Genomic DNA, 18,115 nt, shown 5'->3' on the forward strand with positions numbered 1-18,115 from the left:
TCGTGGTGACGCCGACGTGGGCGAAGCTGATCGACTTCGACACGACGCTGCCCAGTGCCGTGCAGGAGCTCGTCGAGCGGCGGTCAGCGCGACAGGAAGCGGTCCAGCACGCGGGCGCCGAACTCCAGGCCTGAGACGGGGACGCGTTCGTCGACGCCGTGGGCCATGGCGCGGTAGTCGAAGCCGGTGGGCAGCAGCAGCGGGGAGAAGCCGTAGCAGTCGATGCCGAGCTGGGTGAACGCCTTGGCGTCGGTGCCGCCGCCCAGGCAGTACGGCACGACGGTGGCGGTGGGGTCCTCGTCGCGCAGCGCGTCGGCCATGGCGGCGAACCACGGTGTGTCGATCGGCGCCTCGACCGGGGGCTGGTGGGTGAGGAACTCGCGGGTCACGCCGTCCTCGAGCAGCGAGTCGATGGTGGCGAGGAGCTCGTCGACGGTGCCGGGCAGGGTGCGGACGTCGATCTGCGCGGTGGCGGTGCCGGGGATGACGTTGACCTTGTAGCCGGCCTGCAGCATCGTCGGGGTGGTCGAGCAGCGCACGGTGTTCTCGACGAGCCTGGCCGCGGGGCCCAGGCGGGCGATGGTGGCGTCGACGTCGTCGAGGTCGACCTCCACGCCCAGCGCCTTGCCGGTCTCCACGAGGAACGCCTCGACCGTGGGGGTGAGCCGGACCGGGTGGTCGTGGGCGGCGAGGCGGGCCAGGGAGGTGACCAGCGCGGTGACGGCGTTGCGGTCGTTGCGGCGCGAGCCGTGCCCGGCGCGCCCGGTGGCGGTGAGCCGCATGTGCGAGGTGCCGCGCTCGGCCGTGCCCACGGGGTACAGGCGCACGCCGTCGACGTCGTAGGAGAACGCGCCGGACTCGCTGATCGCGGCCTGCACGCCGGTGAAGTGGGCGGCGTGGTGTTCGACGAGCCAGTGGGCGCCGTAGATGCCCTGGTCCTCCTCGTCGGCGACGAAGGCCAGCACGACGTCGCGGCGCGGGCGGCGGCCTTCGGTGTGCCAGCGGTGGACCACGGCCAGCGTCATGGCGGCCATGTCCTTCATGTCGACGGCGCCGCGGCCGTGCACGAACCCGTCGCGGATCTCGCCGGCGAACGGGTCGAAGCTCCACTCGGCCGGGTCGGCGGGCACGACGTCGAGGTGCGACTGGACCAGCACGGCGGGCAGCGACGGGTCGGTGCCCGGGATGCGCGCGAGGACGTTGGTGCGGCGCGGTGCGGGTTCGAGCAGCGTGGGGGCCACGCCGCTGTCGTGCAGGACCGCCGCCACGTGCTCGGCGGCCTCGCGTTCACCGGCGGACTCACCTCCGCCGCGGTTGGTCGTGTCGAAGCGGATGAGCTGTGCGCACAGCTGCGCCACGTCCAGCGTCATGCGCGACACCCTACGTTTCAGCCGTAGATGCCTTCGATCGCCCCGCCCGCGACGTAGGTGAGCACCTTGAACGCCTTCATCGCCTCGGTCATGGACTCGGCGTCGACCCCCACGCGGCGCACCCCGATCTGCTCGACGGTGGGCACCACGGCGGCGGCCTCGGCGAGGTGGGTGGCGTCGAACTCGACCTCGATCCGGTGCGGGGTCACCTGTGCGGGTGACCGTGTCGCCGAGGTCATGGCGGCGGTGGAGGCCTCGGTGATCCGGGCGGAGGTCACGGCGGGTGGCAGGCACACGGCCGCATACCGCGACACGCACTCCTTGACCGCCACGACCCCGGCGGCCGGCGCGTAGGAGCCCGCGTCGGCGCAGGTGAGGTCGTCGCCGGTCACGAGGAGCACGGGCACGCCGTACTCGGCGGCCACGGCGGCGTTGAGGCGGCCTTCGGAGGCCGCAACGCCGTCGAGCCACACGCCGGTGATCGAGTTCTCCATGTAGGTGTGGGCGAGCACGCCGGGTGCGCCGGCGCCGGTGTGGTAACCGAGGAACACCACGCCATCCACGTCGCCGTCGATGCCCTGCATCATCGACAGCGGTTTGTGGCGCCCGGTGAGCAGGCGTGCCGCGGGGTGGAGGTCCTCGAGCAGCAGGTTGCGCTGCGAGGAGTGGGCCTCGTTGACGAGCACGCCGGTGGCGCCACCGGCGAGCAGTCCGGCGACGCAGGCGTTGACGTCGCCGGTGAACAGCCGCCGGAACCGCTGCCACTGCTCGGTACCGGGCTCGACGTCCCCGGTCCAGGTGACTCCGGTAGCGCCTTCCATGTCCGCCGAGATCATGATCCGCACATCTCGGTAAGTTAGCGGTGGGCTGCTGGGGAAGAGGGGTTTTCGTGCGGGTGAAGTTGTGCGCGTTGCTTGCGGCGGCAACGGCGCTGGGGCTCGCTGCACCGCCGGTGGTGGCGCAGCAGCCGGTCGTTCTGAAGGTCGCGATCGTGCAGCAGATCGACTCGTTGAACCCGTTCCTGGCGGTGTTCCAGTCGAGCACGGAGATCGGCCGGCTGATGTACGACTACCTCACGGCGTACTCGGCCGACGACCAGACCGTCACCGAGGGCCTGGCGAACCGGTGGGAAGCCTCGGCCGACAAGCTCACGTGGACGTTCACGGTGCCCGAGGGCAAGAAGTGGTCCGACGGGCAGCCGATCACCGCGCGCGATGTGGCGTTCACCTACAACCTCATGCTCACCGACGTCGTGGCGCGCACCGCGAACGGCAGCTTCGTCACCAACTTCGACACCGTCACCGCGACCGACGACCGCACGGTGGTCATCAGGACCAAGACGCCGCAGGTGACGATGCTGGCGCTGGACGTGCCGATCGTGCCGCGGCACGTGTGGGAGAAGGTCGGCAGCGTCAAGGACTACGCCAACGACCGGATGCCGGTGGTCGGCTCGGGCCCGTTCGTGCTGACCGAGCACGTGCCGGGGCAGTTCATCAAGCTCACGGCCAACAAGGGCTACTGGCGCGGCGCCCCGAAGTACGACGAGCTGCACTTCGTGTACTTCCAGAACTCCGACGCCGCGGTGCAGGCGCTGGGCAAGGGCGAGGTCGACCTGGTCAACCGGATGGCGCCCGCCCAGTTCGACTCCCTCGAGGGCAAGGCGGGCGTGGCGCGCAACAAGGCGCAGGGCCGCCGCTTCACCGAGCTGCTGATCAACCCCGGCGCGCAGACCCGCACCGGTGAGCCGATCGGCGACGGCAACCCGGCGTTGCGCGACGTGCGGGTGCGGCGGGCGATCGCGCAGGCCATCGACCTCGACGCGCTGGTGGCACGGGTCAGCCTGGGCTATGCGGAGAAGGGCGCCGGGCTCGTGCCGCCGGTGTTCTCGAAGTGGCACTGGCAGCCGGGCCCTGGGGAGCAGCGCAGGTTCGACCCGGCCGCGGCCAACGCCGCCCTCGACGCCGCGGGTCACCCGCGTGGCGCCGACGGCACCCGGTTCACGCTGCGGCTGGCCGGCCGGGCGGGCCGCGCCTACGACGAGCAGGCCGCCGAGTACCTCAAGCGGTCGATGGGCGACATCGGCGTTCCACTGGACGTGCGGCTGGTGTCGGACAACCAGCTCAACGAGGCGACCACCGCGGCGGCCTACGACCTGGCGTTCTCCGGCTGGGCGACGAACGTGGACCCGGACTTCGTGCTGAGCCTGCACACCTGCGCGCAGCGGCCCGGTGCGGACGGCAAGGGCGGCACCACGGACGCCTACTTCTGCGACGCCACCTACGACGAGCTCTACGCGCGGCAGCTCTCGGAGTTCGACGAGGGCAAGCGCCAAGAGCTCGTGCGGCAGATGCAGGCCCGCTTCCACGACCAGGTGCCCGCGGTCGTGCTCGCCTACGACAACGCGCTGGAGGCCTACCGCTCCGACCACTTCACCCGGTTCACCACCCAGCCCGCGCAGGGCGGCGTGATCATGGCGCAGAACGGCGTGTGGGGCTACTACGGCGCCGAACCCGCCGGGCAGGCCGCTCCGGCCCCGCGCGGGTGGGGCGGGCTCGCGGCGTTCGGCGCGGCGATCGCGGCGGTGGTGATGGCGTTCGTGATCTACGCGCGCCGGCGCAGGGCCACGGCCGGGGAGCGCGAGTAGGTGCGCCTCGCCGGTCGGTTCGGTGGTGCCGCGCTGAGCCTGGTGATGGTGGCGGTGCTGGGTTTCTTCCTGTTCCGGGTGGTGCCCGGCGACCCGGTCGTGTCGATGACGCGGGGCCGTCCGACGACGGCGGCGACGCAGGCCGAGCTGCGGGCGCAGTTCGGCCTGGACCGTCCGCTGCCGCAGCAGTTCTGGAGCTACCTCACCTCGCTGCTGCGGGGTGATCTGGGCACGTCGTTCACGTTCCGCCGCCCGGTCGCCGACGTGATCGTCGAACGGCTCGGGCCGACGCTGCTGCTGGCCGGCACGGCGACGCTGGTCGCGGTGCTGCTGGGGTTGTGGCTCGGGGTGCGGGCGGCGTGGCGGCGCGACTCGGTGTTCGACCGGGTCACCACGGGGGTGTCGCTGACGTTGTGGGCGGTGCCGACGTTCTGGCTCGGCATGCTGCTGATGATGGTGACGGGCGATCTGTTCCCGTCGCGGGGCATGCGCGACACCGACACGGCGCCGGACTTCGTGTCGCAGTCCCTCGACGTGGCGCACCACCTGGTGCTGCCGTCGGTGACGCTGGTGGCGGTGGTGTGCGCGGAGTACGCGCTGGTGATGCGGTCGTCGTTGCTGGAAGAGCTGCACGCCCCGTACCTGGTGACGGCGCGGGCGAAGGGGCTGCGCGAGGACCTGGTGCGCCGCCGTCACGCCGTGCCCAACGCGGTGCTGCCGGCGATCACGCTGGTGTTCCTGAGGTTCGGGCTGGTGGTGGGTGGCGCGATCACGACGGAGACGGTGTTCTCGTGGCCGGGGCTGGGGTTGTTGTTCTACGACGCGCTGACCGGCCCGGACTACTTCCTGCTGCAGGGGCTGCTGGTGGTGACGGCGGGCGCGGTCGTGGTGATGAACCTGCTGGCCGACCTGCTGCACGGGGTCCTGGACCCACGGGTGAGGGTCGTGTGAGCGGGCTCGGCCGCACGGGCGTCGCCGGCGCCGCGGTCCTCGCGGTGGCCGCGCTGGTCGCCGTGGTCGCGCCGCTGCTGATCCCCGCGGAGGCCCTCGACGTCACGCGGGTGAGCGACGCGGCGTGGCAGCCGCCGGGCCCGGGTCACTGGCTGGGCACCGACCACACGGGACGGTCGGTGGCGCTGCTGGTGGCGCAGGGCACGGGGACGTCGTTGTTCGTCGGGCTGACGGCGGCGGTGCTGTCGGTGGGCATCGGCACGCTCGTCGGTGTCCTGAGCGGTCACTTCGGCGGCCTGCCGGCGGGGGTGCTGCTGCGGGTGACGGACTTCTTCCTGGTGCTGCCCTCGCTGGTGCTGGCGATCGCGTTGTCGACGGTGCTGCCGCGGGGGCTGGGCACGATCATCCTGGCGATCGGCCTGACGAGCTGGCCGTCGACGGCGCGGATGGTGCGGGCGCAGACGCTGACGACCGAGGCCCGGCCGTTCGTGGAACGCGCGCGGGCACTGGGCGGCGGCCACACCCATGTGATCACGCGGCACGTGCTGCCGTCGGTGGTGCCGCTGGTGCTGGTCAACGCGACGCTGGCGGTGGCGTCGTCGATCGTGGCGGAGTCGACGCTGGCGTTTCTGGGCCTGGGGGACCCGACGCGGATCTCGTGGGGCGCGATGCTGCACCAGGCGCAGCTGCACGGGGCGGTGCCGCGGGAGGCGTGGTGGTTCCTGCTGCCGCCGGGGGTGGCGATCGTGGTGGTCGTGCTGGCGTTCACGCTCGTCGGCCGTGCCCTCGAAGCCGTTGTGACGCCGAAGAGGTGACCATGCTGCAACTGCGGAACCTCACCGTCCACTACGGGCACACGCGCGTCGTCGACGACGTGTCCCTGACGCTGGCCCCCGGTCAGACGCTGGGGCTGGCGGGGGAGTCGGGGTCGGGCAAGTCGACGGTGGCGATGTCGGTGCTGCGGCTGCTGCCCAGGACCGCCCGCGTCGACGGCGAGGTACTGCTCGACGGCGAGGACGTGCGGGCGATGTCGTGGGGGCGGCTGCGGGCGGTGCGGTGGGCGTCGGCGTCGATCGTGTTCCAGGGCGCGATGCACTCGCTCAACCCGGTGCGCCGCGTCGGGGACCAGATCGCCGAGCCGATGCGCCTGCACGGCACCCCGGGCAGCGTCACCGACCTGCTGGAGCAGGTGGAGCTGCCGCGGGAGAAGGCACGGGCGTATCCGCACGAGCTCTCCGGCGGGCAGAAGCAGCGGGTGATGATCGCGATGGCGCTGGCGTGCGGGCCGCGGCTGGTCATCGCGGACGAACCGACGACGGCGCTGGACGTGATCGTGCAGGCCCAGGTCCTGGGCCTGGTCAAGCGCCTGGTCGCCGAGCAGGACCTCGGGTTGCTGATGATCAGCCACGACCTGTCGGTGCTCGCCGAGACCTGCGAGGACCTGGCGGTGATGCACCGCGGCGCCCTGGTCGAACGCGGCCGGACCCGGGAGGTGATCGCCAACCCCCGCCATCCGCACACGGCGGCGCTGGCGGCGGCGTTCCCGGTGATCGGCGACCCGGCACACCGCTGGACCGAACCCGCACCCGTCCCGGAGCCGTTGTTGCAGGTGCGGGACCTGGTGGTCGACTACGGCCGCACGCGCGCGGTCGACGGGGTGGACCTGACGGTCGGGCACGGCGAGATCGTGGCGCTGGTGGGCCAGTCCGGGTCCGGCAAGACGACACTGGCCCGCACCGTCCTGGGGCTGCGCACGCCGTCCTCCGGCCGGGTGATCTTCGACGGGACGCAGGTGCCGTCGAAGGGCAAGGCGCTCAAGGCGGTGCGGCGTCAGGTCCAGCTGGTGCTGCAGGAACCGGCGAGCGCGCTCAACCCGCGCCACCGGGTGTTCGACGCGGTGGCGGAGGGCCTGCGCGTGCACGGGGTGCCCGGTGACGAGCAGGCGCTGGTGACGGAGGCGGTGGAGCGGGCGGAGCTGCGTCCGGCGAGCCTGTACCTGGAGTCGTTGCCGCACGAGCTGTCCGGGGGCCAGCAGCAGCGGGTGGTGATCGCCGGCGCGCTGGTGCTGCAGCCCCGCCTGCTGGTGGCGGACGAACCCGTCGCCTCGCTCGACGCGTCGATGCGCGGGGAGATCGTGGCGCTGCTGCTGCGGCTGCGTGCCGAACTGGGCCTCGCGTGCCTGCTCATCACCCACGACCTGGGGCTGGCGTGGCAGATCGCCGACCGGGTGGCCGTGATGCACCAGGGCGCGATCGTCGAACAGGGCCCGGCGGAACAGGTTCTGCTCACCCCGTCGCACGAGTACACGCGGGCGTTGGTGCGCGCGGTGCCGACGGTGTGAGGGTCACGCCACGGTCAGGGCGTCGAGCTCCGCGCGCACGGCGGTCTCGGTCACGCGGTTGCGTTGCCCGACGGCCCGGCGCAGCGCCTCCTCGAAGTGCCGCCGGGCCCGCTCGGGGTCGCGGGCGTCGCGGGCGATCAGGCCGCGTTCGAACGCGATGCGGCAACGCATCTCGTCCGGCCCGTACCAGCCGCCCGGTGTCAGCTCCCACGCCGTGTCGCACTCCGCGGCCGCGGTCGTGAGGTCGCCGCCGAGGCGGGCGAGCTCGGCCAGCCCGACGTGGCAGTTCGACTCCACCAGCGGCGCCCCGGCCCGGCGTGCCAGGCGCAGCGCCTCGGCGTAGTCGGCGCGCGCACCGGCCGGGTCGGCGCCGTGCAGGCGGGCCCTGGCGCGGTTGACGAGCACCTCGGCGGTGTCCTCGGTGGCCCCGAGCTCGTCGAGCAGGCCGCGGGCGCGTTCGATGTGCCGCAGCGCCCCGGCCGTGTCCCCGTCCCCGAGAGCGAGCTCGGCGAGCTGGTTGACGGCCAGGGCCATGCCCCAGCGGTCACCGACCCGGTCGAACGCCTCCGCGCCGCGACGCAGCAGTGCGGTCGCGGTGGCGGTGTCCCCGTGCTGCCAGGCCACGAGCCCGTCGCCCACCAGCGACAGCGCGGCACTCCACCCGTCGGTGCCGACCAGGCGGTGACGGCTGTGCCAGGCCGGCGACTCGGCCTCCGGAGCGCCCATCGCCATGCCCCACATCATCGCCAGGATCGGGTACCGCGGCGGCCCGTTGACCGCGACCAGCAGCTCGTCGGCCTGGCGCTGCCGCGCGGACTGGTCACCGGTCGCCACGGGCCAGGCGATCAGCAGGCACATCGCGTACTCCTGCCCACGTCCCGGTGGCGGGGTCTCGCCGCACGCGCGCAGCACCGCCTCGGCCCGTTCGGCGGCCTCGGTGCGCAGGCCCCGGAACCAGTAGTAGGTCGCGAGCGCCGCGACGAGCTCCAGCGCCAGGCCTACGTCGTGCCCGGCCGCCCACGCGACGGCGGCGGTGAGGTTGTCGTGGTCGGCGCCGAGGGTCTGCAGCCATTCGACCTGGTCGTGGGCGCGCAGGTGCGGTTCGGCCTCCTGCGCTCGTGCCAGGAACCAGCGGGCGTGCCGCTCGCGCAGGTCCGGTGCGCGGCCGGCGCAGAACGCGCGGATGGTGTCGAGCATCCGGTACCGGTCACCGGTGATCTCGACGAGCGACTTGTCCACCACCGAGGACAGCGTGTCCACATCGGCGCCGGTGACGGCCGTGACGGCGTCGAGCGAGGCGCCGCCGGAGAACACGGTGAAGCGGGCGGCGAGGTCGCGTTCGGCGTCGTCGAGCAGGTCCCAGCTCCACTCGACGACGGCGTGCAGCGTGCGGTGGCGGGGCGCGGCGGTGCGGCTGCCCTTGGACAGCAGCCGGAACCGGTCGTCCAGGCGGGCGGCGATCTCGCGCAGGGGCAGCGTCCGCACCCGTGCGGCGGCCAGCTCGATCGCGAGCGCGATGCCGTCCAGGCGCCGGCACACCTCGGCGATCACGTCGTGCTCGGCGGCGAAGCCCGGTGCGACCGCCCGCGCCCGGTCGAGGAACAGCCGGGTGGCGGAGCCGGTGTCCAGGGCGGCGACGGGGCTGAGGGTCTCGCCGGTGATGCCGAGCGGTGCGCGGCTGGTCGCGAGCACCCGCACGTCCGGGCACGCCGCCAGCAGGGCGCCGAGCACGCGGGCGGCCTCGTCGACGACGTGCTCGCAGTTGTCGACGACGAGCAGGACCTCGCGGGTGGCCAGTGCGGCCCGCAACCGGTCCTCCACCGGGAGGGGCGCGGCGGAGAGCAGCCCGGCCTCGCGGACGCCGACGCCGTCGAGCAGGGCGCGGGCGACGTCGGCGGTGGCACTGAGGTCGACGAACGCCACCTCGCCGGGATCGCGGTGCGCGACCTCGACGGCGAGACGCGTCTTGCCGGTGCCACCAGGCCCGATGAGCGTGACCAGCCGGTTCTCCCGCAGCCACCTGACCACCCGGCGCAGGTCGTCGTCACGGCCGACGAAGCTGGTCAGCTGCGCGGGCACGCCCCGGTGCGGTGCGCCGGCCCGCAGCAGCTCCAGGTGGGCGGCGGCCAGCGCGGGGGAGGGATCGACACCGAGCTCGTCGGCCAGCAACGCCCGGCCCTGCGCGAACACCCGCAGCGCTTCAGGGGTGCGGCCGTCGCGGTGCAGGGCGCGCATCAACGCCGCACGCACGTCCTCGCGCAACGGGTGCTCGGACAGGATGCGGCGCAGATCCTGCTCGGTGCCGCCGGACACCGTGCACTGGATGAGCACGTCCGTCAGCCGCTGCCGTGCCTCGGCCGCGAACGGCGCGTCCACGTCGGCCAGCGCCGTGCCCCGCCACAACCGCAACGCCTCCGCGGCCCGTCCGTCCTCGAGCAGCTCGACGCACCGGTGGGCGTCCACCGCGGACGCCTCGGCCACGAGCCGGTACCCGGCGGGGTGGTGCTCGATCACCAGGTCCGGCACGGTCCTGCGCAGCCGCGAGACCTGCGACTGCAGCGCGTTCGCGGCACCGGCGGGCGGGTCGGGGTACAGGCCGTCGACCAGCCGGTCGTGCCCGACGATCCGCCCGGCGTCCAGGGCCAGCAGCGCGAGCAGGGCCCGTTGCCGGGGCGCGGCGACCGGCGTCACCGTCCCCGACTCGTCGCGCACCTCGACCGGCCCCAGCACCCCGAACCTCACATCGCGTGATTGTGGCGCACGGCGCGGTGTCAGGAGGCGAGTTCGTGCCCAGTGGTCGCGTCGACGTGGTCCGGGACGTCGTCGTGGTGGTCGCCCACCGTCATCGTGCCGGTCGGTTCGAACATCAGGATCGACGCACCCGACGGCGCGGACGGCCGGTGGTAGGTGCCGCGCGGCACCGTGAACACCGCGCCGCGGGCGAGCACGACGGTGCGTTCCCCGGCCGGTTCGCGCAGGGCGATGTGCAGCTCGCCGTCCAGGACCAGGAAGAACTCGTCGGTGTGGTCGTGGACGTGCCAGACGTGCTCGCCGCCGACCTTGGCGATGCGCACGTCGTAGTCGTTGACGCGGGTGATGATGCGCGGGCTCCACAGGGCGTCGAACGAGGTTAGGGCGCTCTCGAGAGCAATGGGTTCGGTCACGTGCCCAGCCTCGCCGCTGGCGCCACACCGGCGTGAGTGCTAGGAATCGCACATGCCGCAAGAATCCTCGCACCGGGTCGTGGTGATCGTCGACGAGAACTCCAACCCGTTCGAGCTCGGCTGCGCGACCGAGGTCTTCGGCCTGCGCCGCCCCGAGCTCGGCCGCGACCTCTACGACTTCCGCCTCTGCTCACCCGCACCGCACACCGCGATGCGCGACGGGTTCTTCACCCTCACCGGTGTCGCCGGCCTCGACGCCGCCGACACCGCCGACACCCTGATCGTCCCGAACCGCCCCGACGTGCAGGTGCCCCGCCGCCCGGCCGTGCTCGACGCCATCCGCCGCGCCCACGCCCGCGGCGCCCGCCTCGTCGGCTTCTGCAGCGGCGCGTTCACCCTCGCCGAAGCCGGCGTCCTCGACGGCCGCCGCGCCACCGCCCACTGGCAGTGGGCCGAGGAGTTCCGCACCCGCTTCCCGGCCGTGCGGCTGGAACCCGACGTGCTCTTCGTCGACGACGGCGACGTCCTCACCTCCGCCGGCAGCGCCGCCGCCCTCGACCTCGGCCTGCACCTCGTGCGCCGTGACCACGGCGCCGAGATCGCCAACTCCGTCAGCCGCCGCCTCGTCTTCGCCGCCCACCGCGACGGCGGCCAGCGGCAGTTCGTCCAACGCCCGGTACCCGACCTGCGCGACGAGTCCCTCGCACCCCTGCTGGCCTGGGCCCAGGAACACCTCGACACCCCGCTCACCGTCACCGGCCTGGCCGCCCGCGCGAACATCAGCCCGGCCACGCTGCACCGCCGCTTCCAGGCCCAGCTCGGCACGACCCCGCTGGCCTGGCTGACCGGCGAGCGGGTCACGCTGGCGTGCCGGCTGATCGAGCTGGGGGAGCAACGCCTCGACGTCGTGGCCCGCCGCACCGGCCTGGGCACCGCGGCCAACCTGCGGTCGGTCATGCGCCGCGAGACCGGCCTGGCCCCCTCGCAGTACCGGCGCAGGTTCGGGCTGAGAACTCAAGCCGCCGATGGACTGGTCGCACTTCCCGAACTGCCCAACGCCGTGAACACCTCTCACGAGTGAAGCGTCATGCCCCTGCTGCTCTGATCAGGTCGACCGTCGCCGCGAACCAGTGACCGACGGTATCTCCACGGGCGCGTGCGGTCTCCTTCGGTTGGGTCGGGGGACCACACCATCGAGTGGAGAAGCATGAGACGCACCATCACGGTCGCAACCGCACTGACGGCCACCGTGGCACTTGCCCTACCAGCGCACGCGGCCACCGGCAACCTGCCCGGTGGCACCAGCATCGGCGTCACGATCGCCAGCCCCGCGGACAACGCCGTCGTCGTCCCGGGCCCGATCACCGTCACCGGCACGGCCTCGATCGGCACCGGCGTCCCGGTCGTCGACACCGCGCTCACCTACGTGCTCGACGTGTCCGGCTCCACCCAGACCGGCGTCGCCGCGGGCTGCGGCGGCGACCAGAACGGCGACGGTCAGCCCGCCACGATCCTGGACTGCGAGATCGCCGCAGCCAGAGCCCTGCACACCAAGGCCGCCCTGCCCAACACCGTCGTCGGCAACGTCGGCGCCGCCGTCTTCGGCGCCAGCGGGCAGTCCGTCGACGTCAGCCCCGCCGGGGGCGACCAGAAGGTCGTCGCGCCCGCCACCGACGCCAACGGCAACGGCACCACCGACGTCTCCGAAGCCCTGGGCAGCGCGTTCATCGGCGGCGGCGTGCAGTTGTTCACCCCGCGCAACGCCGGTGGCAGCACCAACTTCGTCGGCGGCCTGAACGCGGGCATCACCTCGGCCACCGCCGCGTCCCAGCCGCGCAAACTGATGGTGTTCTTCTCCGACGGCGGATCCACCGACGCCGGCACCGTCGACGCCGCACTGCAGCAGGCCGTGAACGCGGGCATCAAGATCTTCACCTTCGCCGTGTCCAACGCCGCCGCCTGCAACAACGCCGGCACCCAGGGCTCGTTGCGCAAGATCGCCGAGACCACCGGCGGCACCTGCACCGAGGTCCCGGACGTCTCCCAGCTGCCCGACGTCGTGCCCGGCGTCATCGCCTCCAAGCTCACGAACCTGACTCTCAAGGTCGACAACGGCACGGACATCCCGATCACCTCGATCACACCCGGCCTGCCGCAGGACGGACCCGCGACCGTCGACTACACCGTCGACACCCCGGCCCTGACCGCCGGCACGCACGAGCTGTGCGTCACCGCGCACGGCACCGACGGCGGCGGCCCTGGTGACGTCACCGAATGCACCACCGTCATCGTCAACGCCCCGCCCGTGGTCAAGCCCGGCGGCCCCTACGCGGGCCAGGAAGGCACCGACGTCTCCATCGCGGGCCTGGTCACCGACCCCGACGGCCCGTCTCTGACCACTACCTGGACGGCCGCACCGCAGTCCGGTGTCGACGCCGGCGCCACCTGCTCGTTCGCCGGCGCCGCCGCCCAGACCACGACCGTGAAGTGCACCGATGACGGCGTCTGGACGCTGGCCCTGACCGCGAACGACGGCGTCAACCCGCCCGTCGCGGCGACCACCACGCTGACGCTGTCCAACGTCGCACCGCAGGTCACCCTGAACGCCGACAAGACCCTCGTCACCCGCGGCACCACGGTCACCTTCACCGCGCCGTTCACCGACATCGCCACCAACGACAAGCACACCTGCACCCTGAACTTCGACGACGGCAGCCCGACCGTGGCCGGCACCGTCACCCAAGGCGCCGGTAGCGGCACCTGCACCTCCTCGCGCACGTTCACCGCACTCGGCCCGCACACCGTCCTGGTCACCGTGACCGACGATGACGGCGCATCGGCCACCGCCGTCGTCAAGGTCGTCGTCTACCTGCGCGGCGAAGCATGGGCGCTTTCGGCCAACGGCCTCGTCTCCGTCGCCAAGACGCCGCACGCCCAGTGCCCGCCCAACGAGGACAAGACCGTCGCCGCCGTGAACGTCCTCGGCCTCGCCTCGGTCAACGCCCTGCACGCCGACTGCGCCCTCGACCCCGGCACCGGCCGCACCGTCGCCCGCGCACGGGTAGAGGGAGCGTCCCTGCTCGGCGGGGCGATCACCCTCAACGCCGTCGAAGCCACCTGCACCAGTGACGCGAACGGCATCACCGGCTCGTCCAAGGTCGGCACCCTCAACGGCCAGCCCATCGGCACCGGCCCCGCCACCATCGGCATCCCCGGCGTCGCCACCGTCCACCTCAACGAGACCACCACCGGACCGAACGGCCAGCTCGTCCAGAACGCCGTCCGCGTCCGCACCCTGCTCGGACAGGAGATCGTCCTGAGCGCATGCCGCCTCGGCTGATCAGGCCAGCGCCCGCAGGATGATCCGCTCGACCACCCGCGTCTTGGCGTCGGCGTAGTCCTGGCCCCGGTTCCAGGTCTCGCCCGCCAAGGCGCGCTTGGTCCGCTCGTACTCGTCCCTCGACTCCGGAACGGCACGCAGGTGGTCGCGGAACACCAGCATCCGGTCGATCTCCTCGCACACGGGGGAGAACACGTGCAGGTTCACGTCCGGCGCCTCATGCCGCTTGAGCAACCGGTGCTCGTGCCACCCGTGCTCCCGCAACCGCAGGTAATAGCCGGCCCGCACCAACGCCGGCACGTAGGCGTCCTCGTCGTCCGAGTCCGGCACCACCAGCAGCACGTCGATCAACGGCTTCGCCGCCAGCCCCGGCACCGACGTCGACCCGACGTGCTCCAGCCGCAGCACCGCCCCGCCCAGCGCCGCCCGGATCCGCGACTCCTCGACCGCGTACCACCGCGCCCACTCCGGGTTGTGCTCCTCCAGCACGATCCGCACACCACCCGTCTGCGTCTCGGTCACGAACTCCACGTCATCCGACGGCAACCGCCACTGCACGTAGGCCCGTTCGAGGATCTCCAGCACCACGGTGTTCTTCGCGTCCGCGTAGTCCCGCACCGAGTCCCAGTCCGACTCCGCCAGCGTCCGCTTCGCCGACGCGTACAGCTCACGGTCCTGCTCCTGCGCCCGCAACCAGTCCCGGAACAGCAGATGCCGCCGCACCTGCGCACACCCGCGTGAGAACACGTGCAGGTTGATGTTCGTGTCCGGCCCCCTGAGGATCCGGTGGTGGTGCCAGTCGTCCTCCCGCACCACCACCCGGTACCCGGCCGCCTCCAACACCGGCACGTACGACGCCTCGTCCGCCGCGTCGCCCACCACCAGCATCAGGTCGATCACCGGCTTCGCGCACAACCCCGGCACCGCCGTCGACCCCACGTGCTCCAGTTCGGCACCCGGCAGAACCCCACGGACCCTGGCACGTTCCCGCTCGTACAGACCCGGCCAGGCAGGGTCGTACTCGGCGAGCTCGATCTTCACGGCAAACCCCCTCGTAGGCAGTCGGCCAGAATATCAACTCCCGAACAGCTCACCCGCCGCCTCAACCCGCTGAAGCACCTCGTCCGCCGTGAACACCAGGTCCTCCACCACCCGGCACTCCTCGACCTCGTCCCACGTGACCGGCGTCGACACCGTCGGCCGCTCCCGCGCCCGCAACGAGTACGGCGCCACCGTCGTCTTCGCCGGGTTGTTCTGCGACCAGTCGATCAGCACCTTCCCGGTGCGCTGCGCCTTCGCCATCGTCGACACGACCAGCCTCGGATGCTCCTTCGCCAGCCGCCGCGCCACCGCCTTCGCGTACTCCGACGTGTCCTTCGCCGGCGCATACGCGTACACCTGCATGCCCTTGTTGCCCGACGTCTTCGCCCACGAGTCCACACCGTCGTCATCCAGCACGGTCCGCACCAGCTCCGCGACCCGGCAACACTCCACCACCGTCGCCGGCGCCCCCGGATCCAGGTCGAACACCAGCAGGTCAGGATCCCGCTTGCCCCCACGCGGCCCCACCGTCCACTGCGGCACGTGCAACTCCAACGCCGCCAGGTTCGCCAGCCACACCAGCGTCGCCAGCTCGTCCACCATCACGTAGTTGACGAACTCGTTGCCCTTCGTGCTGCCCGGCGACTCCAGCCGCATCGTCCGCACCCAGTCAGGACGGTGCTCCGGCGCGTTCTTCTCGAAGAACCACTTCCCACCCACCCCGTTCGGATAGCGCTTGAGCGTCACCGGCCGATCCCGCAGGTGGGGGAGCAGCACCGCAGCGATCCGCGTGTAGTAGTCGATCACCTCACCCTTGGAGAACCCGAACTCCGGGTACAGCACCTTGTCCAGGTTCGTCAGCCTCAGCACCCGGTCCTCGACCCGGACCGTGACCTCTTTCTTGGGGGCATCACTGCTCAACCCGACGCACCTCCCCGGGAGTCTTGTCCGGCCGCAACCCCCGCCACGACGGAAAACGCATCCGACCGTCCGGTGTCCACTGCCGGAACACCACCTCCGCCACCAGCTCCGGCTCGACCCACTTCGCGCCCCTGGACCTCTCCCTCGGCATCTCCGTCACGAACGGCGACGATCCGCGCGCCAACGCCTTCAACCTCGGCGTCAGCACCGCCAGCTCCGCATCGTTGAACCCGGTCCCCACCGACCCCGCGAACGCCAAACCGTCACCCCGCGGGATACCCAGCAACAACGCGCCGATCACCCCGGCCCGCTTGCCCTCACCCATCCGCCAGCCCCCGATCACCACCTCCTGCGCCATCAGGTCGGTGATCTTGCGCCACACCGGCGACCGCGTCCCCGGCTGGTACACCGAGTCCAGCCGCTTCGCCACCACACCCTCGAGCCCCTGCTCCCGGCTCGCCGCCAGCACCGACGCCCCGTCCTCGTCGTAGGACGGGGGAGTAAGCCAATGCGGACCCTTCAACTCCAGCTCACGCACCAGCTCACGACGCTGCCGGAACGGAAGGTCCAGCAACGACGTGCCGTCCAGGTGCAGCAGGTCGAACACCAGCAACGTGACCGGGTACTGACGCGCCGCCCGCCGCGCCGCGTCCGACTTGCTCACGTGCATCCGGTTCTGCAACGCGCTGAAACTCGGCCGCCCGTTCTGCAACGCCACGATCTCCCCGTCCAGCACCGCCTCGGTGGACCCCAGCTGCGCACCGACACCCTGCAACTCCGGATAGGCGACCGTGATGTCGTTCCCCAGCCGCGACCACGCCTGCACCCGGCCACCCTCGACCCTCAGGATCGCCCGGACACCGTCCCACTTGAACTCATACGCCCACTCGTCGTCATCATCGGAGGGCAGAGGACCCGGCACCGCCAGCATCGGCTTGAGCAGCTCCGGCAGCACCGCCCAGTCCGGCCGCGCCGCGGCGTGCCGGCGCTTCACCATCCAGTTCTTCCCGTCCTCACCCGACCGGAAGAACACGAACTGACCCTCGACGCGCTGCCCGTGCAGCACCACGTCCACCTCGCGGTCCGACCACTTCACCGTCTCGTAGCGACCGCGGTCCCAGATGAACATCTCACCGCCGCCGTACTCACCCTTCGGAATCACCCCCGAGAACTCCGCGTACTCCAAAGGGTGATCCTCGGTGTGCACAGCCAACCGCACCACATCCGTCGTAGGCGGCAACCCCTTCGGCACCGCCCACGACACCAGCACACCACCACGCTCCAGCCGCACATCCCAATGCAAACTCGACGCGTGATGCTCCTGAATCACGAACGTGTCATCGGCACCCTGAGGAAGATCACCCCGGAGAAGATCACCCCGGGGAAGCTTTTCAGCACCCGGCACGGGCTCCGGCGTCCTCGCCGCATCCCGCTTGCGCCGGTACTCGTCGAGCCCCGCCATCTACGCCGACGAAGCCTTCTTCTTCGGCGGAACCTTCTTCGCGTTCTTCCGCCCCGCCTTCGCCTTCTCCACACTGCGCTCCAGAGCCGTCATCAGATCGATGACATCGCCCTTGTCCTCGACCTCCGGCTGCACAGGCAACTCCGCACCCTCCGCCTTCGCCGCGATGACCTTCCCCAACGCATCCCGGTAGTCGTCCGTGAACGTGTCCGGATCGAAGTCCCCGGCCATCGACTCCACCAACGACGTCGCCATCTTCAACTCCTGCGGCCGCACCTCGACCTCCTGATCCAGGAAGCCGAACTCCGCCTTGCGGATCTCGTCCGGCCACAACATCGTGTGCATCACCAGCACGTCGTCCCGCGCCCGGATCGTCGCCAACGTCTCCTTCTGCCGAATCGTGATCTTCACGACCGCCATCTGCGACGTCTTCACCAACGCATCCCTGAGCAACACGTACGGCCGCGCCGCAGCCTTGTCCGGCTCCAGGTAATAGGTCTTCTGGAAGTAGATCGGATCGATCTCCTCCGCCGCCACGAACTCCAGCACGTCGATCGACTTGTCCGTCTTCACCGGCAAGTTCTCGAAGTCCTCGTTCTCCATGATCACCATCCGGCCGTCGTCCAGCTCATAGCCCTTGGTGATCTCCGAGTACTCCACCTCTTCACCGCACACCGAACAGACGCGCTTGTACCTGATGCGCCCGCCGTCCTCCCGATGCACCTGGTTGAAGCGGAAGTCGTGCTCCTCGACAGCCGTGTACAGGCGCACGGCGATCGACACCAACCCGAAGGAGATGGCCCCACGCCACACGGATCTCATTGCCATTGGGTACCCCTGAAATGCGGTTCACGCACCACCAGGTCACCCACACGGCCCAA

14 protein-coding genes are annotated in these 18,115 nt (G+C 71.5%); 6 read left to right on the forward strand and 8 right to left on the reverse strand.

Annotated features, from left to right (window positions below):
* Positions 1 to 83 precede the first annotated feature (83 nt).
* Positions 84 to 1,370 carry a M20/M25/M40 family metallo-hydrolase gene (locus tag VM306_RS18175; protein ID WP_325516359.1) on the reverse strand — a complete coding sequence of 429 codons (1,287 nt, stop codon included), beginning with the start codon at positions 1,368 to 1,370 and terminating at the stop codon, positions 84 to 86.
* A 17-nt stretch (positions 1,371 to 1,387) separates the two neighbouring features.
* On the reverse strand, positions 1,388 to 2,215 hold the full coding sequence (locus VM306_RS18180) for a M55 family metallopeptidase (RefSeq protein WP_325516361.1): 828 nt from the start codon (positions 2,213 to 2,215) through the stop codon (positions 1,388 to 1,390).
* Positions 2,216 to 2,259: 44 nt separating this feature from the next.
* Between VM306_RS18180 and VM306_RS18185 the strand changes: the two genes are divergently transcribed.
* From VM306_RS18185 to VM306_RS18200, 4 genes are read left to right on the forward strand one after another with little or no spacing between them, the layout of a single operon-like run.
* Positions 2,260 to 4,014, forward strand: coding sequence for an ABC transporter substrate-binding protein (locus VM306_RS18185; RefSeq protein ID WP_325516363.1), 1,755 nt, complete (start codon positions 2,260 to 2,262; stop codon positions 4,012 to 4,014).
* A complete protein-coding gene (locus VM306_RS18190) occupies positions 4,015 to 4,965 on the forward strand; it encodes an ABC transporter permease (protein ID WP_325516365.1) in 951 nt (316 codons plus the stop codon).
* On the forward strand, positions 4,962 to 5,780 hold the full coding sequence (locus VM306_RS18195; protein WP_325516367.1) for an ABC transporter permease: 819 nt from the start codon (positions 4,962 to 4,964) through the stop codon (positions 5,778 to 5,780). The genes VM306_RS18190 and VM306_RS18195 overlap by 4 nt, the downstream gene beginning before the upstream one ends.
* 2 nt (positions 5,781 to 5,782) lie before the next feature.
* A complete protein-coding gene (locus VM306_RS18200) occupies positions 5,783 to 7,306 on the forward strand; it encodes an ABC transporter ATP-binding protein (RefSeq protein ID WP_325516369.1) in 1,524 nt (507 codons plus the stop codon).
* Positions 7,307 to 7,309: 3 nt separating this feature from the next.
* Here VM306_RS18200 and VM306_RS18205 read toward each other — a convergent pair whose 3' ends face one another.
* Both VM306_RS18205 and VM306_RS18210 read right to left on the reverse strand, forming a co-directional pair.
* Positions 7,310 to 10,048, reverse strand: a complete 2,739-nt coding sequence (locus tag VM306_RS18205; protein WP_325516372.1) for a BTAD domain-containing putative transcriptional regulator — start codon at positions 10,046 to 10,048, stop codon at positions 7,310 to 7,312.
* A 29-nt stretch (positions 10,049 to 10,077) separates the two neighbouring features.
* Positions 10,078 to 10,470, reverse strand: a complete 393-nt coding sequence (locus VM306_RS18210; protein ID WP_325516374.1) for a cupin domain-containing protein — start codon at positions 10,468 to 10,470, stop codon at positions 10,078 to 10,080.
* Between the two features lie 52 nt (positions 10,471 to 10,522).
* On the opposite strand from VM306_RS18210, the gene VM306_RS18215 reads away from it, so the two are divergent.
* Both VM306_RS18215 and VM306_RS18220 read left to right on the forward strand, forming a co-directional pair.
* Positions 10,523 to 11,551, forward strand: a complete 1,029-nt coding sequence (locus tag VM306_RS18215; protein ID WP_325516376.1) for a GlxA family transcriptional regulator — start codon at positions 10,523 to 10,525, stop codon at positions 11,549 to 11,551.
* A gap of 126 nt (positions 11,552 to 11,677) precedes the next feature.
* Positions 11,678 to 13,810, forward strand: coding sequence for a choice-of-anchor P family protein (locus tag VM306_RS18220; RefSeq protein ID WP_325516377.1), 2,133 nt, complete (start codon positions 11,678 to 11,680; stop codon positions 13,808 to 13,810).
* Here VM306_RS18220 and VM306_RS18225 read toward each other — a convergent pair whose 3' ends face one another.
* The 4 genes from VM306_RS18225 to VM306_RS18240 are packed head-to-tail and all read right to left on the reverse strand — an operon-like array spanning position 13,811 to position 18,056.
* Complete coding sequence (locus VM306_RS18225; protein ID WP_325516379.1) at positions 13,811 to 14,851, reverse strand: GrpB family protein; 1,041 nt, start codon at positions 14,849 to 14,851, stop codon at positions 13,811 to 13,813.
* Positions 14,852 to 14,884: 33 nt separating this feature from the next.
* A complete protein-coding gene (gene ligD / locus VM306_RS18230; protein WP_325516380.1) occupies positions 14,885 to 15,772 on the reverse strand; it encodes a non-homologous end-joining DNA ligase in 888 nt (295 codons plus the stop codon).
* Positions 15,762 to 17,234, reverse strand: coding sequence for a non-homologous end-joining DNA ligase (ligD, locus tag VM306_RS18235; protein ID WP_325516382.1), 1,473 nt, complete (start codon positions 17,232 to 17,234; stop codon positions 15,762 to 15,764). Before ligD (VM306_RS18235) ends, ligD (VM306_RS18230) begins: the two co-directional genes overlap by 11 nt.
* Complete coding sequence (locus tag VM306_RS18240; protein WP_325516385.1) at positions 17,235 to 18,056, reverse strand: Ku protein; 822 nt, start codon at positions 18,054 to 18,056, stop codon at positions 17,235 to 17,237.
* Positions 18,057 to 18,115: the final 59 nt, after the last annotated feature.

It is taken from the genome of Lentzea sp. (genome assembly GCF_035525475.1).
Lineage (GTDB): Bacteria > Actinomycetota > Actinomycetes > Mycobacteriales > Pseudonocardiaceae > Lentzea.

What these genes read in the sequence shown, in the direction of transcription:
- VM306_RS18175 (WP_325516359.1), bottom strand. Translation starts at nt 1,370, where the DNA reads ATGACGCTGGACGTGGCGCAGCTGTGCGCACAGCTCATCCGCTTCGAC.
- VM306_RS18200 (WP_325516369.1), top strand. Translation starts at nt 5,783, where the DNA reads ATGCTGCAACTGCGGAACCTCACCGTCCACTACGGGCACACGCGCGTC.
- VM306_RS18215 (WP_325516376.1), top strand. Translation starts at nt 10,523, where the DNA reads ATGCCGCAAGAATCCTCGCACCGGGTCGTGGTGATCGTCGACGAGAAC.
- VM306_RS18220 (WP_325516377.1), top strand. Translation starts at nt 11,678, where the DNA reads ATGAGACGCACCATCACGGTCGCAACCGCACTGACGGCCACCGTGGCA.
- ligD (WP_325516382.1), bottom strand. Translation starts at nt 17,234, where the DNA reads ATGGCGGGGCTCGACGAGTACCGGCGCAAGCGGGATGCGGCGAGGACG.
- VM306_RS18240 (WP_325516385.1), bottom strand. Translation starts at nt 18,056, where the DNA reads ATGAGATCCGTGTGGCGTGGGGCCATCTCCTTCGGGTTGGTGTCGATC.